Below are 21684 nucleotides of genomic sequence, written 5' to 3' on the forward strand. Positions count from 1 at the left end.
AAGGCTTCGGCATGCCCTCGACCTAACCCTCAGGACGCGCTCAGTGAATCCCCATCACTGAGATGTGCAACAAGGTCATGCGGGACAAAGCTGCCGATCAGATACCCGGCGAAAGCCGAGCCAAAACCTTGGCATGAAGTTCGGGCGACGCACTTGCGACGATGGCCCCGCTTGATGCAAGTGATAGTGGCTGACCGTACCAATCGGTGATCTTGCCACCGGCCTCCTGCACCACGGGGCACAACGCGCAGATGTCATAGGCGTCCAGATCGTCACCATTCAGGCAGATATCGATAAGCCCTCTGGCAAGCGCACCATATGCCGGAGCGCCACCATCGAAGACACGCACACGTCCAGTCGAACGCAGGTTTTCGTAACCGGAGGCGCTTTCCCTCCCAAAGCTGTCTGGGTTCGCCAGGCTAATTATGGCTTCCGTCATATCCCGTCGCGAACTGCTGCGAACACGGCGGCCAGCGAACAGGGTGCCATTACCCTCCGCTGCAGCATAGCGGGCGCGTAGTCCTGGCATATCAATGATCCCCAGAACCGGCATGCCGTCCCTGCACACGCTGATCAGCGAAGCGAAATTCAACAGTCCGGTGCCGAACTGACGTGTTCCGTCGATTGGGTCGAGCACCCAAGTGAAGGCGCTGGTTCCAGTGTCGGACCCGTACTCCTCACCAAGTATGCCGTGCGATGGGAACTGCCGCTTGATCTCTTCGCGCCACCGCGTCTCGATAAGCAAGTCTGCCTGGGTCAGCGACGAGCCATCCGATTTGTAATCTACAGCAAGGTCACTGCTCCAAGCCTTGGCGGAAATCTCTGCTGCAAAATTGGCAAGGCTGAGCGCCGCTATCATGAGACTATCGAGGCCGGACATCGTGTCCCCCAAAAATAAGACCAAATAGCGTCCCGGTTGTGACGGCTGAATGACGGATTAGGGCTCTTCACGTCGATGATGCGCCAACTGCCGACTGTCCGCTTTCGTCAGTGGCAAGCCTGAGAGGCAGACTGCCTGACAGAAAAGGCAGAACTATGTGCTACAGAACATGGGCGGGGGGTCAGGCGAGGAAGCGCGAAGCGCGCCCCTCTCCTGAACCCTTGCCTCCCGGCGAGGGCAGGGGGGGAACCGCCGCAATGGGAAAATCCAGCGGACAAGGGGGTGGTGCGGCCCGCAGCGCGAAGCGCGAGGACACGGCCCCGCAGGACGTGCAGCATTTTCGTGTTGCGGTGGGGGACCGGCGGTCCCCTGACGGACAGGCGCGCAGCGCCTGGCCCAACAAGGGCAGGGGGCGTTTGGCTTGTCCAAATCCCCCCTGCGTCTCGATCGCCGCGCCTGGCGCGGGGATCTCGCTATTCTATGAGCAACGGAGATCTATGATTTACTTGCATCGCGCGCGCGCCCTGCGTCAGCGGTCCCGCCCGTCAGGGACGAGATGGACGGGGCAGGGCGCCCAGGACCGGTGTGCGGGGGGATGGCTCGGGACGAGACATTCAACCGTGCAGCGCAGCCGGGCGCATCGCCCCGACCAGCTCGGGTGGAGGCCGGTCTTGCCGGCCGGAACCGGGGGCGCGGCCCGAAGGGGACGCCCTATTGACTTCCGCATATACAAATCGTATATACAGCCCAAGGTGACTAACGTCGGAGGACCTTAATGAACTACTGCAACATTAAGATGGAAACTCCATGGCTGGTTTTGAGTGGGACGAACACAAACGTCACTTAACCCTTGCGAAGCACCAAATAGACTTTGTGGACGCAGTTGAAATTTTTAGCGGCCCCTACGTTAAATTGGTCGGCAAATCCGAAACTGAGCAACGCTTCATTGCGATTGGTCAAGTCCAAGGATATTTCATCGCGGTTGTTTTTACGGAACGTGAAGATGTTATCCGCATAATCACTGCCCGAAGGGCGAGAGAAAATGAAAGACAAGCTTACAGCCGTTATGTCGCTGGACGAAGTGAGAAAGATTCGTAGTCAAACCAGCTGGGATAAGGTTGGATCAAATGGCGACTACGCTGGCGATGCTGAAATTGACGTTGACTGGAGTCGCGTCGAAGTAGTTCGTCCAGAAAAAAAGATCTTGATCTCGATGCGACTTGATCCAGACATTCTGGATTTTTTTCGTTCTCAAGGTCCAGGCTATCAGAGTAAGATCAACGCCATCCTGCGTTCTTACATGAATGCCAAGTAAGCGGATAAGGTAAAATGCCCCGGCTGTAATGCAGCCGGGGCATTTGGATTTTACTTTCGCTGACGCCAGCCTACCGAATGTAGCTCATTGCAGCAGACATGCGCGCCAGGCCAACCACCTCGTATGTCCCTGTAGCAGGGTTCAGTGCGAATAGGCCGTTGCCCCGCAGCTCGACGGTAAGCACCCCATCGCTGTCAGACAGGCGGTCGAAATCCGACAGCATGCCCTCCAGCATTTCACGGGTAATTTCCGCTTTGGCGTCCTGTCCCATCTCACGCGTCGAAAGCATCTAAAATATCTCCCACTTAAACTACGCAATCTCATAGCTCGTACAATTGTGGTTGGCACTACACTAGCTAAAAGGTCAGTCTAAAAAGACACTCTGCGATTTTATGTTGACATGGGCGTCAACTACCCGCTGCGCCGCCAGGCGCAGCTCCGCCCGAAGGGCCGGGCCTGGAGGCGGGGGCCGGCGCAGACGGCCGCCACCGCCAGGTCATCATCCCCGGCCAAAAAAGAAGCCCCGCCAGATGCGGGGCCAGTTGAACCTTCGTCGCAGAAGGATGGGCGATGCCGCGCTCTACTGAACAGGAGCGGCGGCGGAAAACTCGGTGGCAGCCGGGGCTGGTCGCAAGCGGACACTCTGATGGGTCCATGCTGCGCTATGCAGTTTCTGCTGCGCGTCTTTGAATGGCAGCGGCTCGGCGTGCAGATCGACCCAAGCCGTACCGGTCCAGTGGGTCGCGAAATAGAGGGGCATGAAAATCTCTCTCGTTCGAAAATGCTTGGGATGGGGCGGCTAACGCCGCCCCTCCGGTCCGGTATGAATCAGAAGCAGTCCGGGGTCCAAGCCTCGATGCGGGCCTTCTTCTCCGCGTCGATCTTCCATGCCTTCTGATATTCGGCATCGCTGAACAGACGCTCCATGCACTGCGCTTTCTCGGCCTTCTTCTGCGCCTTGTGTGCTTTAAAGCCGTTCCCCTGCGGATCGCAGCCGGTCAGGTCCAGATGCAGCGTGTCCAGATAGTCAGCACTGACGCGGCTGAAAAAGTTCTCGGCGGTGGGCGTCCAGACCTTGCGGATACCGGCCCCCGCATCGGCCTCGATCAGTCCGAAAAACTCCGCGCTTCCTGCGCCGTAGGGCAGGGTCCGCGCCACGCTCTCGACCAGCGCCGCGTTGCGGGCTTTCTTGCCAGCAGCGACGAACGTGCGGAAGGCGATCGTCAGATCGTCAATCCGCAGTTCCGGGCGGCTCCATGCCTCATGTCCCGCAGGGGCATGGGTCAGCCGTTCGGAAAACTCCAACCCCTCGGGCTTGCTCGGGCAGTTGTTGGGGCGTCCCGGCGACAGGTCGAAAACATGGGTGCTGACACCCGATGCCAGCGACATGCCGAAGGCCAGCAGGTCAAAGATCATTTCCGGCTTGTCCAGCAGCGCGGTCTGGATCGCTGCCAGCCGCACGGCCTTCATGTCCTCGACCAGCGCACCGGAATAGGGCGACTTGGGCGCATCCTCGACGCTGGCCGCGCCGTGGCGCGTTGCGGCATGTCCTGTCAGAACCTCGGCCTCGATTGCCTCGGCGCGATCTTCGGGCCGAACCCATGCGGCCGTTTCGCCCAGGGTGCCATCATTGCGGACATAGATGAACACCCCGGCAACGGCGCGCTGCGCGTCGGTGAAGCCGCCTTCAACGATGTTCGTCAGGTCGGCAAATTCGGCTTGGCCCGCCTCGTCCAGAACGTCGCCCTCGGCCAGATCTGCCAGTTCGTCGTAACGCTCGCTCTGTTCCTCGCTTAGGACGCCCGGAACAGGATAGATGCGGTCCAGCTTCTCGGCAGTGCCGTAGGGCACATAGCTGTCGGGCATGGCCTCGACCCATTTCCAGACTTCACCGATCTTTGCCGCTGCCTCGTCCATCTTCTCGTTGAACAGGCGAGCCAGCAGATCGCCATCGTGAAGCGCGGTCGTGTCGCTGAACAGATCGCGGTTCATCCGTCCGCCCGCTGCGGTGTAGGCGTCCAGCCCGACAAACAGGGCGCGGCGGTCGGTGCCGCTGATCGCTTCCGGCTGCAGAGCCTGCTTGATGCGGTATTCGGACACGTCACGGCCCATCACCTCGGCCAGAACCTGCAAGGTCAGGGCCTCGTCCTGGGACACGGTAAAGGCTTTCGCCATGCCGAGGCTGATCTGCCCCGCCTTCAAGGCGTCCAGAACAGGGGCGGGCAGCGCGGCCAGCGCAAGGCGGCGGTAAACATGCGCCTCGGTCTTGCCGAAGCTGCGGGCGATGGTGGACACGTCCAAGCCTGCATCCTTCATCCGGCCATAGGCCCGGATTTCATCGGCGGGTGCCAAGTCCTCGCGGGCGGCGTTCTCGGCGCTGGCCCATGCCCGCGCGGTGGCCTCGTTGGGGGCGATGCGGACCGGAACGGATGCCAGTTCCGGGTGCCGCCTGGTCACGGTCGGATCACGCTCGACCGCGCGGGCGATAGCGCGCAGCCTGCGGCCCCCGGCGACGATGCCGACGCGGCCATCCGCGTCAACGGTGCCGGAAAGGTTCTGGATCAGGCCGATCATGGCAAGGCTGTCGGCCAGCAGGTCGATCCCCTCCGGGTCCGCGTCCTGACGCGGGTTCATGTCGGAGACATAGAGTTGGGCCAGCGGGAAGTACTGGATGGCGGCGGGGGTGATGATTTCGGTTTTCATGGGTGGCATTCCTGTTTGCGACGATTATGCTTATTGGTGCCTTGCCCCCTGTGAGGGCGGGGCAAGGCAAAGGGTCTTAGTTGACCCCGTGCTGGCTCAGGAAGCGGCGTCCGATACCAAAGGTGTCGCCCTTCCTGACAAGCGCCCATGCTTCCGCGAGGCGCTGTTCCAAAATTGCATTGCTCATGTGTTCACCCCCTTTCCGGTTGAAGCTGCGGGAAGCATCGGCCTGCTAACGGAGCAAAGCAGGCCGATCTCTGGTCAGTGTTCGGACGGCAGGTAGAGCGTCAGGACACGGCGCGTCTGGTCGGGGTCACAGGCACAATCGGGCATCGTCGCGCCGAAGGTGTAGGCGGTGTCGAAAAGGTCGATCTTCCAGAAGATCGCCGCGCCATCGGCCTCCACGCGCCCAAAGGAATGATCCTCCCAAGGGTCATTTTCCTCAGTGAAGTCGGTGAAGTTGATAACCTTCCCCATCAAGGCGGATTTGGTCGCCACGGGCAGGGCCTCGAAACCCGGCGTGACGACAGCGCGGCCTTTCAGATGATGGTCCCGCCATAAGGCGGCGAAGCCCAGGCAGCGCCGGAAGGCGTCGTTCTGCTCTGCGATCAGCAGGCGCAGCATGTGGTCGCGGGCCTGCTCGGCGGCGGTTTCGGTCTGGATTGCTTGTGCCATTTGGCTTTCCTTTCTTTTGCGACGATCCCGCCCGGTCTTTGCGCCGTGGTCGGGTGCCCAAAATGGGCGGGGGGTCAGGCGAGGAAGCGCGAAGCGCGCCCCTCTCCTGAACCCTTGCCTCCCGGCGAGGGCAGGGGGGGAACCGCCGCAATGGGAAAATCCAGCGGACAAGGGGGTGGTGCGGCCCGCAGCGCAAAGCGCGAGGACACGGCCCCGCAGGACGTGCAGCATTTTCATGTTGCGGTGGGGGACCAGTGGTCCCCAAACGGACAGGCGCGCAGCGCCTGGCCCAACAAGGGCAGGGGGCGTTTGGCTTGTCCAAATCCCCCCTGCGTCTCGATCGCCGCGCCTGCGCGGGGATCTCGCTATTCTGAAAGAGGCCGCGGTGGGTCTGTGCCGCAGCTGCCGCAAGGCGCACCCGGTTGCCCACAGGCCCTTGCTCGATCCTTGGCGTCTCGCGCGGGCCTGCTACGGTCGCCCGCCTTCACTCCTGAGGTCGTTCCCGCCGCGCGACTGGACAATCAGGTGCGCCTTGCGTCAGCGGTCCCGCCCGTCAGGGACGAGATGGACGGGGCAGGGCGCCCAGGACCGGTGTGCGGGGGGATGGCTCGGGACGAGACATTCAACCGTGCAGCGCAGCCGGGCGCATCGCCCCGACCAGCTCGGGTGGAGGCCGGTCTTGCCGGCCGGAACCGGGGGCGCGGCCCGAAGGGGACGCCCGGATCGACTAAAGGAAAAGGGCGGAAAGTTGCATCAGAAGGCCCAGGCCTGCGAGTATGAAAAAGGTAATCCAGAACCCGCCCCCGGATTCTTGCTCGTCGTCTGAACGTTCATGGACGACTTCGAGTGGCGCCAGACATGCGTGACAGACTGTTGGACAGAAAGAATCCATTCCACATCGCCAACAGCGCATATTCATGTCGAACACCTCTGTCCAAATAAGTCTGACGACCGGGAAGGCCAATGCTTGTCTAGTATATCCCAAGTGGTATATATAGATATACTAGACAAGGATAGACCCATGACGATGCTTATCAAGGGCACTGAAATTGACGAGCTGGTCGCGAAATATTGCGCGATAACAGGGGTTAAGAACAAGAGCGAAGCTGTCCGTCAGGCGCTTGCTGCGCAAATTTCTGCACTTTCCGCAAAGGAAAGCTTGGCTGACCGGATCGCCGCGATCCAGAGCCGCGCAGCGGCTTCTGGCATCGCGGCTGATGGCCGGGATGATAAGGCTTTCATGGATGCGATGTGGGGTGAAGCCTGATGTTCATCGACGCAAGTGCGCTTGTAGCTGTCCTAAAGAATGAACCCGAAGCGCTAGGCCTGATGAAGGCGATGGAGGCTGCGCGGGGAAAGCTCCGCATTTCCCCTATTGTTCGCTTGGAGGCTACGCTTGCCCTTGCCAGAACGCGCCGGGACGCGCGAAGCGCGGGCCCGGCGACAACTGAAGACTTCCAGATCGCTTCCGATCTGGTCAACGACCTGCTCGACGCCATCCAGGCGCAGGAAATGATGATTTCGTCCAACATGGGCCGCGCAGCCATCGAGGCGCTTGGCACCTATGGAAAGCTTGTCGGGCATCCGGCACAGCTTAACATGGGAGATGCGCTGTCCTACGCCTGCGCGAAGTCGCATCATGTCCCCTTGCTCTATAAGGGGGACGACTTCGCGCAGACGGATTTAGCTTAACGGCGTGTCAGCAGCTAGCCTTCCCGATGAAAGCCTGCTTGCGGTCTTGCATGGCGCCATCCGCCGAAGCGATACTCTGTCCCATCATGAACACTACTCCTTCAATGAAAGGTCGGCCCTAGTGAGGGCCGCCTAATAATGGCTCCTCGAAAACATAACGGCTTAGCAGGTCTGCGTCAGGCGCGCGTGTGTGCGTTGCTTCTAGCCCAGATACAGTAAAGTTCTCTTGGACGTCAGATTCCGGGACCAATAGATAATACCATGGCTTCTCGCCATGCTTGGCGCTGGCCTGGGTTGCTACGTGGCACCAAAGACTTGCAGCATCTGCTTTGCGCAGAACTTCCGGGTCCTTCATCTCCGACTGTCGCTTGACTTCGATGATCAGCTTGGCTGCCACCGTCTCGACCACAAAATCGGGTTGATACGGAGCACCGTGGTTATCGTAAATCTTAAACTGGTTCGGACCAGGTTTCATCCAGAGCCGCACCGAAGTGTCCTTTTCAAGGACGATGGTCAATTTGCGTTCGGGATCGGAGTCGAATTTGGCGTACTGATAACATCCTTTCGAAAAACCGGTGAAAACGTATTTCCTGATTTCCTGTTTTTGGTCAGGCGGGGTTTTGAAGTCTCTGATGAAACCCGTTCCTGCGGTATCAAAGGTCTGCGGGCGTAGCTCGGCAAATGCTGAAGCTAGTGAGACACGGTAATTTGTCTGCTCGCGCCACATGTTCTGCTTCATTTGCGAGAAAATGCTTTCGGCCATTGCTTTGGCATGACCGCGCAGGACGCTGCGCGTTTGCTCTTCATCACCGTCAAAACGGTTGCGTGTGTGGATGACTGCCTGTCCGGCTAAATCGTAGAGAATAGCTGCATGAGCGTCGTAATCAATTTCAGAGTAGTCGATCAGCTTGGCAACGACGTGATCTTCGAGACGGTTTGCGGTATCCCCCTCATCCTCACCCGAAATTCTCGACGATTTCTCCGTTCTTAAGACTTGGATCATGAGTTCGCGCGATAGCGGCTGAAAGTTCCAGCTCTTCATATCCAGATCGAAGCGCCGAAATCCGAATGAAACCTGCTGTTGCGGTGTAATCGTCAGTGCAGGGATCGCAAGGGTTCGCTCTACGTAGTGCTTGCAGAGTTCCTGGGCGACGGCGACTGCTTGTTCCCTAGTGATGCTCGGGATGAACCCCTCTTCAGGCTTCTGCGCAGCGATTGCCGCATCAGCAATGAGTTCGATCACCTTGGGGTCGTTAAGGTCACCAATTGAGGAAACCTTAGTGCTGAACTGAGGGATCACGACGTTGAGTACCGTACGGGCGACTTTCAATTCCTCGGGGGTGCTGAAGCTGAAAGGAGCTTGTGTTGGCACCATGCCGCCAGGCTTGATGACGGGCTGCGCTGCATCTTCAGATCCGGTTTCTCCGTCAGCCACGACGACAGTGGGTTCGGTCTTGGCTTCGGCCTGAGCCAGCATTTGATCGACGAGGGACGGCGCGGAAACCGATACAGGCTTTGAAGACGGAACGTCTCCGCCGTCACCAATCGTCACCTGCTTCAACTTTCGGATAACGCCATTCTCTTCTTTGGCCTTCTCGATCAGCTCACTGAACCGTTCGTGGGCGATAACAGTCAAGGTATCCACCACCTCGACGCCTGTTCGCTTGCCATAGGGCAAACGCAATCCTCGCCCAAGGGTTTGCTCAGTGAGAATGTCCGAGGCTGAAGCGCGCAGAGGTACGATGGTAAAAAGGTTCGAGACGTCCCAGCCCTCTTTCAGCTTATTGACGTGGATGACGATGTCCGTATCGCCCGCTTTCTCGATGTTCAGTAGGCGCTGTGCGTTCTCGTCGCTTTCTTCGCCGGTCAGCTTGGAATGGATCTCAGCCACACGGCCCCTGTATCGACCTCCAAAGAACTCGTCAGACTGCACGAACTCATTTACACGCCGAGCGTGGGTCGTGTCTTGCGTAACCACCAGCATGAAGGGGTGGACTACCTTCACATCGTTCTGGCGTGCATAGGTCTCAAGCTTGACCCTGACGTGCTCGTGGTAATGGATGCCGTCTTCCAGCTTGATCTGTTCCAGCATCGCTTCGTCAACAGACTTGGCATTAAAATTCGTGCGGGTGCCTACAGCCGGTTCCTTCACGTAGCCGTCTTCCATCGCGTCCGGCAGGTCATAGCGATAGACGACGTTTTTGAAGTCTTGCGACTTTGATCCGACAGACTTCGGGGTCGCCGTCACCTCAAGTCCAAGGATTGGCTTCAGCTCTGCAATCGCCTTGGCGCCAGCCGATCCCCGATAGCGGTGCGCCTCATCCATCAGCAGCACCAAATCATCCAGCCCAGAGAGGTAAGAAAAATAGCTCTCGCCGATATATTCCTGAAGCCGCTTGATCCGGGGGGCGTTGCCACCACGCGCTTCAGAATTGATCTTGGAAACGTTGAAGATGTTAATGATAGCGCCTTCCTGGCCGAAGAGGTCAGTGCCACGCACACCGCGGCCTTCCTCGTAGTTCTCGGCGTTGACGATCAGGGGCGCGTTATGGGCAAAGGCCTCGATGCCACGGAAGACGTATTTTGGGCTCGACGGCTGAAAGTCAGACAGCAGTTTTTCATAGATCGTCAGGTTTGGGGCCAGAACGAAGAAGTTCCGGCTTTTGCCGATCATGTAGAGATAGCTGATGAAGGCGCCCATCAAGCGGGTCTTGCCTACGCCGGTTGCCAAGGCGAAGCAGACGCTCGGGAAATCACGCTCGAAATCCTCAAAGTCTGCATCGGCTAGATTTCCGTATGCCTCACGGACAGCAACGCGGGCCATTTCGACGTCGGTGGCCTTATCCGGGCCGACAAGATCGACGATGTCATCGAGCCGCCGCAGCGCTTCGGCCTGTGGTTTGCGTAGCGATAGGCGCTGAATAATTTGAAAAACGGCACGTTTCGGGTCGGTCGTCTGCATGGCTCAGTCCTCCTCTGCGCCAAACAGATCGGGAGTGTCTGCAGCTTTAGCCTTGGCCAACTTCTTCGGCGCAGGGGTGTCGTCGATGTCGTCCGGCTCATCCTCTGCCATCGGCAGGGTGTTGATCTTCAAGGAATAGTCATCATGACCCCATTCGCAGCGGTCGAGCACGACACGCGGGATTTTCTTCAGCGTCAGGTTCGTCAGGCTTTCGCCTTGGGCCTCATAGGCCATGCAGCAGATCAGCAGGCTGCGATCCTCGCCCACCTCATCGGAGATGGCGCGGAGCTGCTCGATGGTCAGGCTGGCCGTCGTCACATAGATGAAGGCGTTCTCCGAGGCTTGGCCGTGCATCCAGTAGGCCTCGGTCGAGGGCGCGTAGACATAGTTGAAATGCTTGCACATGGCCTCGGCCAGCATTTCAGCATTGTAGTCCTTGCTGATAACCCAGTTGCCCCAAATGTCCTTCTGGAGGAGCGAGGGTGCAAGGCGGAAGAAGCGGTAGCCGCCGCCGCCTTTCCAGTTGTTGGCCTCGGTCACACCGCCCTTGTCGGTGCCGTCGATGACCTTCTGCATGCGCGGCACAATATGAGTTTTAGCGTGCTCGCCTAGTTCCACCATTATCCATTGGCGGCCCATCTTATGTGCCACGGCGCCTGTGGTTCCAGAGCCCGCAAAAGAGTCGAGGACGAGGTCACCGGGGTTAGAGGCGATGTGCAATAGTCTCTCAATCAAGCGCTCTGGCTTGGGAGTAAGGAAACTAACACCTTCCTCTTGAAAAATTCTATTAATTTCATTCTTTGCTTCTGCGTTGTGGCCAGCCACCTCATGAAGCCAAAGTGAAGTGGGAACAACTCCGGTTGTAACTTCGGAAAGAAACCTCTTTTGGGCAGGTGTATTACTGCCATTTTTTCCCCACCAAATTCGGTTATCATCATCGAGCTTTAAAAAATTACTTTCTGAGATGCGCCAAAAGGTTCCTGGCGGAGGGCCAGAAATTATTTTTCCACTTGGCGTTCTAATCTCATAAATGCCTTTGCTGTAATAATTACGAGCTTGTATTGGTGTGGCCTTCCAAGGGCCGCGCGCGTCGTTGTCGGGATTTTTGTAAGCATCATCTTGTTTTGCAGACCTCGGAATGTCGTTCCTTGTCCAAATATCGACATTTTTTGCGTAGCACATCACGAAATCATGCATATCTGAGAAATGCTTAGCTGAGTTTTTAATTGTGTAAATCTTTTGCCAAATAATTGTGCTTAAAAAATTTTTCCTTCCAAAGACTTCATCCATGAGGACTTTTAAGTAGTGCCCCTCATTATCGTCCACGCTTACCCAGATTGAGCCATCTGCTGACAAAAGATTTTTTAGGATCTCAAGTCGGTCCCGCATCATGGTCAGCCAAAGCGAATGCTCCAGCCCGTCGTCGTAATGCTCAAACGCCGAACCGGTATTGTATGGCGGGTCGATGAAGATACACTTCACCTTGCCGCGCACAGCCGGATCAGTTTCCAGCGCCTTCAGCGCCAGTAAGTTGTCGCCGTGGATCAGCATGTTGTCGAAGATATCGCCTTTGCGCCGCGTGCTGGCGTGATGCGAAAATTCCGATTCTTCTATCAGGATGCGGGGCTCAAGCCGCGGGCGGTTGTCCTTGCCGATCCAGGTTAGCTCAAGTTTGGTTTTGGCGGCCATCAGGCAAGGCTCCATCGTACAGTGAATAGGGTCGTCATCTCGGGGGTCAGGTTCAGCTGATCCGCTATGTCATCAAGCATGCGCTCGCGCTCGGCATCGATCTCGCGCAGGCGGGTGTAAAGCTGGTGCTGAAGGTCATCTACCTGCCGCTGTAAGGATTTGGCCTCACGTTGCAGGGCAACCTTTTCCTCCAGCGCGAGCGTGGCACGAGCCAGCTTCTTCTTCTCGGTCGCTTCCTTGTTCAGCGCTTTGATCTGCTGATCGAAGGACACCTTGGCATCCTCGCGCCAGGCATCGAGCCGCTCTTCTTCCTCGTTGAGAAAGGCGCTGAGTCGGTCCTGCGCCATGCCGATGATCTCGGTCTGGCGCGCGCTCAGGGCCTGTGTGAGGTCACCTTCAGGCAGCGTGTCCGCGCCAAGGCTTTCGGTCGTCGACGGCACATAGAGCATTCGGGCCGCTGTTTCCGGGTCGATGGCCGCGCCGCTGTTGTTGAAGGCGGCGAAGACTAGCTCCTCATAGACCTTGGCAGGGGTCTTCAGCCGGACCTGCGCTACCCGCATCCAACCAGACTGCCCCCTGAGTTGGGCCACGTCGCCCATATTGCCCTGATAGGCGCCGTAGTTGAAGCGCAGCGTGGCAGGGACCAGATCGCGCATCTTGGCCTGCTGGACCAATTGATCGGCTAGCCCTTCGTCGCCAAGGCGGAAGAACCGCCAGCCCTGCTCATCCGCTTCAGGCCATTCGCTGGACCAGGTCTCCCCTGCATAGTCGAAGCGCTGCGCATGGTCGTCGTGAAAACAAGCCTCGGGCAATTCGGCCCGCGCAACCCCGAGGAGGGCACGCTTGAAATCACCGATGGCGGAGTGGACGGTTTCCTTTCGCCCGAGTAGCCGTTCGATGACCTTATCGTCCATCTCAGCCAGCAGCTGGTCACGGGCGCTTTTCTTCGCTTCGTCGATCTCGACGCTGAATTCTTCCTGGAGACGGTCGAAGGCGGCATTGATCTGATCTGTGGTGCGGCAAGACTGGACGATATCAAGGATGCGCCGTTCGATGTCCACGCCGGATTCAATCACACCAAGGACCTCGTCCGAGGAGCCGAAGACCCCTTCGAAGAGCTTGAACTTCTGTTCCAGAAGCTGGTGGATGCGAGCCTCGGCTTGGTTCTTCCGGTTCAGGAAGTTGATGACAGTCACGTCAATTTTCTGACCGTAGCGATGGCAACGGCCAATGCGCTGTTCGACGCGCTGCGGGTTCCAAGGCAGGTCGTAGTTGACCAGCAGGGAACAGAACTGAAGGTTGATACCCTCGGCGCCAGACTCTGTCGCGATCAGGATCGTGCGGTCGTTACGGAATGCATCGACAACAGCGGCCTTCATATCAGCAGTTTTCGAGCCAGAAATGACATTGGTGCCGCCGTGTTTTTCCTGCCAGGTCCTGTACAGCGCCTTGCTGTCGGCATCTGCATTTGAGCCGTTAAGGACGACCGTCTGACCTTCGAAGCCGCTTTGTTCGATGAGGTCGCGCAGATAGGCCTGGGTTCGGACAGATTCCGTGAAAATCACAGCCTTGCGCTGTCCACCTTTGGAGACGATCTCATTGAGGACGTTCGGCAGGCAGTCCAGCAGAGCCTTGCCCTTGGCGTTGTCGGAGATAGAAGCCGCAAGGTCGCGATACCGGGTGAGCCGTTTGATTTCTGCTTCAAGCTGTACCGGATCAACGCGCTCGGCATTATCAGTTTCACCCTCAATCGCGTCTGCTTCAGAACCGGAATCTGCTTCGCGCCAGTCTTCAGCCTCGTCGCTGAAGCCATCGATATCATCTAACGTATCAGCGCCGATGACGCGCTTTGCCTCCAGCCGGTGGATCATCTTGTCGAGGGTCTGCATGACCGCAAAGGAAGACGACCCAAGGATTTTGCGAAGCATTAGCGTTACGAGGTGACGGCCGTTCTGCCCCAGGGCAATGGTGCTGGGGTCTTGCAAGTATGCGGAAACCTTGTCGTAGAGGTCAATTTCTAGCCGACTTGGCGTGAAGTCGAACGTCTTGGGAAGTCGGTTGGTGTAATTGATCAGGCCAGCGCGCTGGACTTGACGGCGCAAGGTGCGCTTGCAGATCGGTTCGAGGCGTTTCGCCAAAAGCGCCTGAGAGGTGAGACCTTCTCGTCCGCCAAACTCGCTCCGGAAGGCTTGCTCCGACCCGAAGTAGGTTTCGTCTATGATGCTGATCAGACCGTACAGCTCCATCAAGTTGTTCTGGAGCGGCGTTGCAGTGAGAAGAAGCTTCTGACGTCCTGCCAAGGCCTTGCGAAGAACCGACGCCCGAGAGTTTTCGGCAGCCTTGTAGACGTTGCGGAGCTTGTGAGCTTCATCAAAGACGACAAGGCTCCACGGAACGGCGCGGAGAGTGTCAGCAATCCGTGCGGCATACTCGTAGGATACGATAATGATGCCTTCCCCACAGCCTATCGGGTTAGGTATACCTTCCTTTTTTAGGTCTCTGACCCGCTTGGCGTCCAAAATGAAAGACGGCAGAGAGAATTTCTCATGCAGCTCTGTTGCCCACTGCTTGCGCAAAGAGGCGGGAACGATAAGGAGCAGGTTCCTCTGACGCTCCCACCAGCGCTGGCTGATAACGAGGGCAGCTTCAATGGTTTTGCCAAGCCCAACTTCATCTGCCAAAAGAACGCCCTTGGACAACGGGGATCGGAGGGCAAATGTCGCGGCATCGACCTGATGCGGGTTGAGATCAACTTTGGCCGAAGACAGAGACTGTGTCAGGGCATCCTCTTCCTGGATGCCCTCGGACGTTAGATGATAAGCAAAAAATTTTGACTGGTGTTCAGAGAATTGAAAGATCAATTACTTAAGCTCCAAAGCTTTTGTAATAGAGACGATTTTTTCGATGGGTGGTCAAGTTGTGCTCTTTGACGTAGCACCACTAGGCGTTGCCTGACGAAGGCACGGCCTTCAAGCCCTCGACGGTCCCCATTTGAACCAATAGGCAGTCGAACTAGCAAACGTCTAAAGTAATTCCAAAATGACGTCGGTGAAGGCACACGCCTCAGCTAGATTGGTTCTTCAATCAGATTCAAAGCCCCATCTGGCAACGGTCGTTGCAGCTCGGGCGCTGCGATCCCGCCAAGCCAAGCATCCCATTCCTCTGGCTTGGTCAGGATTACGGGCATTGCCTTGGGGTGGATTATGCCGACCTCTGCATTGGGTGGGCTGGTGAGAAATGCGAACAGATCATCTGTCGTCTCCCCGTCCTTCAGCTTACGAACTGATTTCCAGCCGCGCGTCTCGATCCCGGCAAAAAAGATCGGCCCCTCCTCTACCGGCGCGAACCACTGGAAACCTTTGCCCTTGCCCCTTGGCTCTGAAAAGCTGGTCAGCGGCACCAGGCAGCGATGTTCACGACCAAGCCAGCGCCGCCAATGCGGAGACGCTAGGTTGCGAATGTTGGTGACGCCCGGATCACGTTCGGTCTTCAAGACACTCCTGGGTGAAGGCATGCCCCAACGAGCCTTGACCAGCTCTGGACCATCCTCGCCATTGCGAATGATTGGCGCAGACTGGTCGGGGTAGACCCGGCTTGGCTCTAGATTTCCTGCATTGTCCGTCAGGTCCTTGAAAAGGCGGCGCATCGCCTCTTGGGGCATGGTGGCGCTATAAAGATTACACATCCACTCGCCTTTCGAGATGCCTGGCCTCATCTGAAGGTGAGGCCAGGTTTGGGTCCTGACTCTAGGCCCTCCACCGGAAGGCCTTAGACGCGCAGGAAGGATGAACCCATCAGGAATTCTAACCTTCTATGGTGCCTTCGATCTTGACACATGTGTTGCCGAGCTAAGGCCCGCAGTAGGTGAAAGTGTGATCTCAGCGCAATTTTCGTTGACACGCCCAATTCTGGTTCTGGACACCACACAGTTTTCCGGCAAGCCCAAAGCTGAGAATATATTTTCATCCAACCACATTGAGAAAATGAGGCTTTGGAAATTCATGACACAGTTTATGCATGAAATATCCAAGCCATCGCTTCCTGATGATGAACATCTGGATTACATACCGACACAGGTAGTCTCAGAATATCTGTCTCAAATACACAAGATGAAAGTGATTGACCAAGAAAACAAGATTGATGCTATTGGGCATCTCCAAACCCACACTCTATGCCTATGTTCGTGCTGCAGAAGCCGCTGGTGGAAGAAACTGAGAGCTGGATTGGACCTGCGGCTAATTTACGCGACAGAGCCCGCTGAATTCATAAAATGAATCCTACGGACTATTTATTCGCGCAAATACTCGCAAAAATATATTGTGGAAATATACTATATTTCGGCCAGTATTCTCGCGGGCCGCTTCTATGGGCAGGTCCGCGGCCGACCACTGGCTACTCCGCGCACCTTTGCCTGACAGACTGCTAGGTAGCTGTTCAACGTCCGCAGCCAGCCGTTCGTCACTGCCCCGCAGCCAGGGTCACCATGACCTCGATCCTGCGGTCGTTCCGAAGGATCCCGAGTTCGATTGCGTCACCTGCCTGCCGAACATCGAGGCCAGCTCTCAAATCTTCTGAGTTCTTCACAGCGACCCCGTCTATGGAGACGATCACGTCACCAAGGGTCACCCTGCCATCTCGGGTGATCCTGGCCGGCCTGAGGCCTGCTGCATCCGCTGGGCTGCCTGGCGTGACATCCAGCACCATCACCCCAGCCATTCCGGCGCGTGCCAGCAGGGCATCGCCACGCGGATCATGCGAAACGCCCAGCACAGGCGGCGCATAGCGGCCTGTAGCGATCAATTGCGGCACGACCCTGTTCACCGTGTCCACTGGAACAGCGAAACCAATGCCGGCACTCGATCCCGAAGGACTGTAGATCGCCGTGTTGACGCCGATCAGCCGTCCGGCGCTGTCCAGAAGCGGGCCTCCTGAATTACCAGGATTGATGGCGGCGTCGGTCTGGATCAGGCCGCGGATCATCGTGCCGCGCTTGCCGGGGATCTCCCGATCAAGGGAAGAGACAATGCCCGTGGTCAGTGTCCAGTCGAGACCAAAAGGATTGCCGATGGCGAAGACGCCTTGCCCGACTTGCAGGTCCTCGCTGCTCCCGACTGCGAGGGGTAGGGGCCGCTCGGATCCCGCCTCGATGTGAAGCACTGCCAGGTCATGTTCGGGAGCCGTCCCCACGAGGCGGGCAGGATAAGCGCGGCCATCGGCAAGCCGCACCAATGCTGCCGTTGCCCCCTCGATGACGTGGTTGTTGGTCACGACATGGCCCTGCGCATCCCAGATGAACCCGGAACCGCTGCCGCGCGGAACGTCATAGGCGTTCCGAGTCCAGAAATCGACCACGCGGCTTTCAGTCGTGATCGAGACAACGCTATCCTTGGCACCCTCGAAGATGGCGATGGTGGTCTGCTCGTCTGCGGCCAGATCGCCGCGGGGAACAACGACCCTCGGCTCCCCGGCTGGCTCACGCAGAGCCAGTTCCAGGAGAGGAACGCCGCGCCAGACCAGCACGACGAGGATCGCGGCAAGTGTCACAAGCACGAGCCTTGGCAAAAATCCGTCTGCTTTCATAGGACATCCACCGACGCGAGCCCAAGCGTTCGGGCCCGGTTGGCCGACAGCAAGGCACCCGGCTCGTCCGAGGGGGCCCGCGTGCTGGTGATGAAGATGCGGTGGCGTGTGCTGAGCGCCTCCGCCTCGGCCCGAAGCTCTGGATTGTCGATGCCAATGATCTCCGGCGGGCGGCTGCAGCCTACCAGAACCAGCAGGGCCAGGGTCACAAGGATAAACGTGAAACGACTGAAATCGACCGAAACGCGCATGATCATGATCTGGGTTCGCACGATCTCTTCCATGGTGACGGGTTTACATCTGAAGCACCACAGTCGGACGAGTTGCGCAGGTTGTCCAGAGAATGCTTGCTCGGCGAAAGGCCGATGCCCGGATTGCATCGGCCTGACGATCCTTGCGCCGAAGCGCCGTGTTGCAGCCCGACGCGCCTCAGCCCGCCGCAGACACGTCCCCCGAAAGCGCGGGCCCGGCAAGAAGAGCGCGCAACTTGTCTTCCTGTTCCTTCGACAGCGATGTCTTGAGAATGCGCGGCTCGTACTGTTTGATCTCGGCGACGACCTTGTCGGTCGTTGCCTTTGCCACATGCACGAAAAGTGCCGATGTTCCGGGCTTGATGGTCTCGCCAAGATCCTTGATGAACTGATCGTTTATTCCGTAATCCGACAGCCGACCGCTCAATGCACCCATCGCGGCGCCCGCCATGCCGCCAATCGCGAAACCCGCCATCGGATTGAGGACAAGCAGACCGGCAAGAGTGCCGACCAGCGCCCCCGTGCTCAGCCCGCTGCTCGCGCCGATCGCGGTCAGATTGACGGATTGCTTGATCTGTATGTCCCCTTCCTCGGGGCGGATGACAACCACGGCATCGAGCATGTCGATCAGATGCTCCTTGCGCAGTTCGCGCAATTTGCCGAGCACGATGTCAGCCGTGTCAGTTCCGTCAAAATCAAGTACTACGAGGTCGGCCATACTGGGCACTCCTATTCATCCGACATTTCCCAAGTGGCCTGCCGCTTGACTTCAAGATCGCCTGATTTTGCTCGCTGGGCAAGCGTTTTTCGCCCCGAGCGGTGTCTGTCGTCGCGCAAACGGCCGAAGTCGGGTGGATCAAGCCTCGAACCCGCAGCATTCTGGCCCGGCAGAGCCGCTTTTCCGCGCGGCAGACGGACCTGTCCTGCCGCTTTCGTTCAGCTTGGGCATGGATCGTGGTCATGCGCATGACGGAGGCGTTCGAAGACGGCGGATGGCGGCAAGGACGGCCCGCACCATCGGGCCGGTGACGGCGACCTCGGCCAACTGGAAGGTAATGGCGCGGGCGTGGCGGACGACGCGGGCGCCGATCTTGATCAGCTTGAGTTGCAGGCTGGTCAACGACCAGTCCGCCATGGCCTCGGGCAGTTCGATGCAGCGCAGGAAGGTTGCCAGGTTGTAGGCCAGCGCGTGCAGTTGCAGCCGCACCTCGTTGTGCCGGAACTTCCGGCATGACAGCCGCGTCCAGCGAAAGGCATATTTGCCTTCCTTGATGTGCTGCTCTGCGGTGCCGCGCTGGTTGTAGAACCTCACCACCCAGTCTGGCTCCATCGGCAGGTTGGTGACGATGAAGCCGACTTTGGGGAACAGCTCGCCCGGATGCCATTCGATCTTGGCGATGACGCGGCGCGGCTTGTCCCAGGACGCCGCCTGATACTCGAAGTCCTCGAAGAACCGTTTGACCTTGGTCAGCGAAGGCCGTCCCACGGGCCGTGTCAGCCGATGCGCGATCTTCTCGCGCAAGACGGCGTTGGCGGGCAGACGGATGGCGTAGAAGAACCTGGCTTCTTCCAGCCGCATATAGATCGCGGGGATCGCGTAGGCAGCGTCGGCCCGGAAGAAGCGTCCACCAAGGTCGCGGCCAGCATATCGGGCAATGACGGGATCAAGGACATCCCGCCAGCCATCGGCGCTGTGGACATTGCCGTTACGCAGGGCGCAGCGCTCCAGCATGCCAAACTGGTTGAACAAGAAGATGGGGTGATAGCAGGTGCAGTCGAAATGCCCGTTCCAGGCAGCACCTTCCTGATCGCCGTGGGTGGGGCTGACCGAGCTGTCCATGTCCAGCACGATGTATTTCAACCCGTTGCGGTCATGAAACCGGTCGATCCATTGGCCGTTCAGATCGGCCAGCGCCGCCCGGTTCGCGGCCAGAGCCAGCGTCTCGGTCTCGAACCGTCCCATCTGCGATGCCGAAGCAGCTTGCGCCTCGACGGCCCTGCCGCCAACGACCTGACGCATCACGGGATCGAGGGCCAAGCGGTCGGCATCGTTCACATCCTCGTATCCGGCCAGTCGTCCGAACACCGATTGCCGGAACAATCCGTCAAGCCGATGGAGCGTGTTCTTCCCGGTGCGGCTGTCTCGCAGCGCCTCCGACGCCAGATTGGACAGGCCGAGCACGTCATCAAGCTCGCGCATCACCAGCAGGCCACCGTCTGAACTGATCTGCGCACCACGGAACTCCAGACGCACACGGCGGTCGAAATCAACCCGATCTCCCCGCGCCAAGCCCGCACCCTCCAGGTGATCCATGAAACGCGCCCCTCGCAGCCGTCAACGCCATGATTTATATGCGAAATATCACGATTACGACAGCGAAATCAGCGACTTACTTGGAGAATGTGGGGCTATCATTTACAAATCTGCTCAAAATGAAAAGGGAAATAATATTGCAATTTTCGGAGCAGCGGCCGAAGTAAAAGAAGGCCCCCGGATATTCAATACTCTATATAGTTCAAATCCAGCACTGACGATCGTAAAATCATCTTTAGTGTCACATGACGTTGTTAGCGTCACCTATTCTAAGGGCGAGGTTTTCACACCAACATTCAACGATGAAGACAATAACGGAAATAGGAACTATGACGGATTTCCTTTCTAATTCGAGCTAGCTAATAGATCAGCAACATACATCAAAATCGCAGCATAATTGAGTGGCAGAACAAGCCACTTATCAACATGACCTAGACTTTTCTTTTTTCGTTATACGTCGCAACAAGAAACGTTGCCATCGCCCCTGCCAAATCGACCGCCAGGGCAGCATGGCGAGGCTTCGGCCTCACAGGGCTGCGCCCCTGACCATGAGCATCCCCGATCCTGTTGCGCACGGTGCCCAAGCCTTGAACCACAGAGGCGCAGCCTCCTAGCACCTGCTTGAAGGGTTCCAATGTGTGTTGGGAAGGTGCAAGGTTCAGGCTCTCAGCACATTTATGCCACAGCTTCGGCAGATCATCGGTCATCTGATATTCTATGCCCTGTTCATCCAGGATGTGCTTGCAGACGGTTTCCAACAAGGTGCGGGCTGATGTGATTGCGCCCTCTGGATCGATATTCTTGCGAGCAATCGCCTTTTGCCATGCCGCATGAACACTGTCCTCATCAAAAGAGGCCAGAACAGCGGACACATCTTGCGAGGCCGGACTTCTCCCGAGTGCTGCTGTCGTCACAACACCGAATATTGGATAGCCCGACTGCACCTTGACTTCAGCAAGTGCAAAGCCGTCGCGGCGCAGAACTTCCGTTATCTGCTTGGCGATCCGTCTCTGCGCCTGTTCATCCCGGGTTCGAGGGTGAACGCACATCTCAAAGAACCTAAAGAGCAAGGCATTTGAACAGTGCAGCAATCCCAAGGTCTTCAGCAGGTAGCTGTTCGACCAATCGCTATAGTGGATGCAGTGCTGATAAACTTCCCGCTCCAAGCTGCCATATAGGACCGCGCCTTGGTGATGCTTGCCGCTAGAGTCCATCGCGCTTAGCGGCCAGAGTTCATTCAAAAACTCTCCCAGATCAATCGAGCCGGAAATATCTATGTCATCAAACAGCTCCACGAGCTTGCGGCGCGTGATTTCTGAAACCTGAGATTGTCCAACTTCGTCAATTTTGTTAACCGCTTCCCGAAGCTGAAAATCGTCGTAATTTTCTACGATCCTGCGTGCGACAGCCAAGGTAGCCTTGTCATCCAAGGCACCTAAAAGCGATTTCACGTAGGCTCGCTTGCTGTTCATCGGCTCTGCCTGCGTTTGTTCAGGATCGAGGCCGATACGGCGGCAGACATTCGGAAGTTGGGGCGCTGAAACCTCATGCCACAGCACCTCTGCGCACTGATCGCGCAGTGCCTCCCAATCGACAGGTCGTGCCGTCATTCTTTTCTTCCTC

Annotated in this window: 19 protein-coding genes; 6 read left to right on the plus strand and 13 right to left on the minus strand. The window is 57.8% G+C overall.

The features are described 5' to 3' along the window. Window positions 1-97 precede the first annotated feature (97 nt). Window positions 98-880, minus strand: coding sequence for an inositol monophosphatase family protein (locus FHD67_RS15490; protein WP_139599224.1), 783 nt, complete (start codon window positions 878-880; stop codon window positions 98-100). Between the two features lie 807 nt (window positions 881-1687). Between FHD67_RS15490 and FHD67_RS15495 the strand changes: the two genes are divergently transcribed. Next, window positions 1688-1978, plus strand: a complete 291-nt coding sequence (locus FHD67_RS15495) for a BrnT family toxin (protein WP_139085634.1) — start codon at window positions 1688-1690, stop codon at window positions 1976-1978. Then, window positions 1923-2195, plus strand: coding sequence for a BrnA antitoxin family protein (locus FHD67_RS15500; RefSeq protein WP_139085632.1), 273 nt, complete (start codon window positions 1923-1925; stop codon window positions 2193-2195). Before FHD67_RS15495 ends, FHD67_RS15500 begins: the two co-directional genes overlap by 56 nt. A 70-nt stretch (window positions 2196-2265) precedes the next feature. On the opposite strand, the gene FHD67_RS15505 is transcribed toward FHD67_RS15500, so the two are convergent. From FHD67_RS15505 to FHD67_RS20515, 3 genes are all read right to left on the minus strand, one after another. Then, window positions 2266-2484: a hypothetical protein gene (locus FHD67_RS15505; RefSeq protein ID WP_176695153.1), complete on the minus strand. Its 219-nt coding sequence runs from the start codon at window positions 2482-2484 to the stop codon at window positions 2266-2268. Window positions 2485-3023: 539 nt separating this feature from the next. Further along, window positions 3024-4898, minus strand: a complete 1875-nt coding sequence (locus FHD67_RS15510) for a ParB/RepB/Spo0J family partition protein (protein WP_246071317.1) — start codon at window positions 4896-4898, stop codon at window positions 3024-3026. 261 nt (window positions 4899-5159) lie between these two features. Further along, window positions 5160-5573: a DUF3768 domain-containing protein gene (locus FHD67_RS20515; protein WP_176695154.1), complete on the minus strand. Its 414-nt coding sequence runs from the start codon at window positions 5571-5573 to the stop codon at window positions 5160-5162. Between the two features lie 1021 nt (window positions 5574-6594). Between FHD67_RS20515 and FHD67_RS20520 the strand changes: the two genes are divergently transcribed. Then, window positions 6595-6840: a type II toxin-antitoxin system VapB family antitoxin gene (locus tag FHD67_RS20520; RefSeq protein WP_176695155.1), complete on the plus strand. Its 246-nt coding sequence runs from the start codon at window positions 6595-6597 to the stop codon at window positions 6838-6840. Beyond that, complete coding sequence (locus tag FHD67_RS15525; protein WP_139599228.1) at window positions 6840-7265, plus strand: type II toxin-antitoxin system VapC family toxin; 426 nt, start codon at window positions 6840-6842, stop codon at window positions 7263-7265. Before FHD67_RS20520 ends, FHD67_RS15525 begins: the two co-directional genes overlap by 1 nt. Window positions 7266-7383: 118 nt before the next feature. On the opposite strand, the gene FHD67_RS15530 is transcribed toward FHD67_RS15525, so the two are convergent. From FHD67_RS15530 to FHD67_RS15545, 4 genes are all read right to left on the minus strand, one after another. After that, window positions 7384-10227: a DEAD/DEAH box helicase family protein gene (locus FHD67_RS15530; RefSeq protein WP_139599229.1), complete on the minus strand. Its 2844-nt coding sequence runs from the start codon at window positions 10225-10227 to the stop codon at window positions 7384-7386. 3 nt (window positions 10228-10230) lie between these two features. Continuing rightward, window positions 10231-11916: a site-specific DNA-methyltransferase gene (locus FHD67_RS15535; RefSeq protein ID WP_139599230.1), complete on the minus strand. Its 1686-nt coding sequence runs from the start codon at window positions 11914-11916 to the stop codon at window positions 10231-10233. Then, window positions 11916-14777, minus strand: a complete 2862-nt coding sequence (locus FHD67_RS15540; protein WP_218062324.1) for an SNF2-related protein — start codon at window positions 14775-14777, stop codon at window positions 11916-11918. The genes FHD67_RS15535 and FHD67_RS15540 overlap by 1 nt, the downstream gene beginning before the upstream one ends. Before the next feature lie 206 nt (window positions 14778-14983). Then, window positions 14984-15601, minus strand: a complete 618-nt coding sequence (locus FHD67_RS15545; RefSeq protein WP_139599231.1) for an SOS response-associated peptidase — start codon at window positions 15599-15601, stop codon at window positions 14984-14986. A 55-nt stretch (window positions 15602-15656) separates the two neighbouring features. Here FHD67_RS15545 and FHD67_RS21215 point away from each other — a divergent pair, with 55 nt between their 5' ends. Further along, complete coding sequence (locus FHD67_RS21215; protein WP_425467278.1) at window positions 15657-16190, plus strand: RES domain-containing protein; 534 nt, start codon at window positions 15657-15659, stop codon at window positions 16188-16190. 184 nt (window positions 16191-16374) lie between these two features. Here the strand turns inward: FHD67_RS21215 and FHD67_RS15555 are convergent, their stop codons facing one another. From FHD67_RS15555 to FHD67_RS15570, 4 genes are all read right to left on the minus strand, one after another. Next, complete coding sequence (locus FHD67_RS15555) at window positions 16375-17496, minus strand: S1C family serine protease (protein WP_139599233.1); 1122 nt, start codon at window positions 17494-17496, stop codon at window positions 16375-16377. Continuing rightward, window positions 17493-17780 (minus strand): hypothetical protein, encoded by a 288-nt coding sequence (locus FHD67_RS15560; RefSeq protein ID WP_176695156.1) that lies wholly within the window; start codon window positions 17778-17780, stop codon window positions 17493-17495. Before FHD67_RS15560 ends, FHD67_RS15555 begins: the two co-directional genes overlap by 4 nt. A 145-nt stretch (window positions 17781-17925) precedes the next feature. Then, entirely contained in the window at window positions 17926-18465 is a 540-nt protein-coding gene (locus FHD67_RS15565) for a DUF1269 domain-containing protein (protein WP_139599234.1), read from the minus strand. 240 nt (window positions 18466-18705) lie between these two features. Continuing rightward, on the minus strand, window positions 18706-20061 hold the full coding sequence (locus FHD67_RS15570; protein ID WP_012112698.1) for an IS1380-like element ISPme1 family transposase: 1356 nt from the start codon (window positions 20059-20061) through the stop codon (window positions 18706-18708). Here FHD67_RS15570 and FHD67_RS15575 point away from each other — a divergent pair. After that, entirely contained in the window at window positions 20060-20410 is a 351-nt protein-coding gene (locus tag FHD67_RS15575; RefSeq protein ID WP_139599235.1) for a hypothetical protein, read from the plus strand. The genes FHD67_RS15570 and FHD67_RS15575 overlap by 2 nt on opposite strands. An 82-nt stretch (window positions 20411-20492) precedes the next feature. Here the strand turns inward: FHD67_RS15575 and FHD67_RS20720 are convergent, their stop codons facing one another. Next, window positions 20493-21671, minus strand: coding sequence for an abortive infection family protein (locus tag FHD67_RS20720; protein WP_218062325.1), 1179 nt, complete (start codon window positions 21669-21671; stop codon window positions 20493-20495). Window positions 21672-21684 lie beyond the last annotated feature (13 nt).

Source organism: Paracoccus haeundaensis (assembly GCF_006239215.1).
In the GTDB taxonomy this organism is placed as follows: Bacteria; Pseudomonadota; Alphaproteobacteria; order Rhodobacterales; family Rhodobacteraceae; genus Paracoccus; species Paracoccus marcusii.

Excerpts from the sequence above, each read along its gene's own strand:
- FHD67_RS15490 (WP_139599224.1), bottom strand. The coding sequence starts at position 880 with ATGTCCGGCCTCGATAGTCTCATGATAGCGGCGCTCAGCCTTGCCAAT.
- FHD67_RS15495 (WP_139085634.1), top strand. The coding sequence starts at position 1,688 with ATGGCTGGTTTTGAGTGGGACGAACACAAACGTCACTTAACCCTTGCG.
- FHD67_RS15500 (WP_139085632.1), top strand. The coding sequence starts at position 1,923 with ATGAAAGACAAGCTTACAGCCGTTATGTCGCTGGACGAAGTGAGAAAG.
- FHD67_RS15505 (WP_176695153.1), bottom strand. The coding sequence starts at position 2,484 with ATGCTTTCGACGCGTGAGATGGGACAGGACGCCAAAGCGGAAATTACC.
- FHD67_RS15510 (WP_246071317.1), bottom strand. The coding sequence starts at position 4,898 with ATGAAAACCGAAATCATCACCCCCGCCGCCATCCAGTACTTCCCGCTG.
- FHD67_RS20515 (WP_176695154.1), bottom strand. The coding sequence starts at position 5,573 with ATGGCACAAGCAATCCAGACCGAAACCGCCGCCGAGCAGGCCCGCGAC.
- FHD67_RS20520 (WP_176695155.1), top strand. The coding sequence starts at position 6,595 with ATGACGATGCTTATCAAGGGCACTGAAATTGACGAGCTGGTCGCGAAA.
- FHD67_RS15525 (WP_139599228.1), top strand. The coding sequence starts at position 6,840 with ATGTTCATCGACGCAAGTGCGCTTGTAGCTGTCCTAAAGAATGAACCC.
- FHD67_RS15530 (WP_139599229.1), bottom strand. The coding sequence starts at position 10,227 with ATGCAGACGACCGACCCGAAACGTGCCGTTTTTCAAATTATTCAGCGC.
- FHD67_RS15535 (WP_139599230.1), bottom strand. The coding sequence starts at position 11,916 with ATGGCCGCCAAAACCAAACTTGAGCTAACCTGGATCGGCAAGGACAAC.
- FHD67_RS15545 (WP_139599231.1), bottom strand. The coding sequence starts at position 15,601 with ATGTGTAATCTTTATAGCGCCACCATGCCCCAAGAGGCGATGCGCCGC.
- FHD67_RS15555 (WP_139599233.1), bottom strand. The coding sequence starts at position 17,496 with ATGAAAGCAGACGGATTTTTGCCAAGGCTCGTGCTTGTGACACTTGCC.
- FHD67_RS15560 (WP_176695156.1), bottom strand. The coding sequence starts at position 17,780 with ATGGAAGAGATCGTGCGAACCCAGATCATGATCATGCGCGTTTCGGTC.
- FHD67_RS15565 (WP_139599234.1), bottom strand. The coding sequence starts at position 18,465 with ATGGCCGACCTCGTAGTACTTGATTTTGACGGAACTGACACGGCTGAC.
- FHD67_RS15575 (WP_139599235.1), top strand. The coding sequence starts at position 20,060 with ATGAAACGCGCCCCTCGCAGCCGTCAACGCCATGATTTATATGCGAAA.
- FHD67_RS15570 (WP_012112698.1), bottom strand. The coding sequence starts at position 20,061 with ATGGATCACCTGGAGGGTGCGGGCTTGGCGCGGGGAGATCGGGTTGAT.
- FHD67_RS20720 (WP_218062325.1), bottom strand. The coding sequence starts at position 21,671 with ATGACGGCACGACCTGTCGATTGGGAGGCACTGCGCGATCAGTGCGCA.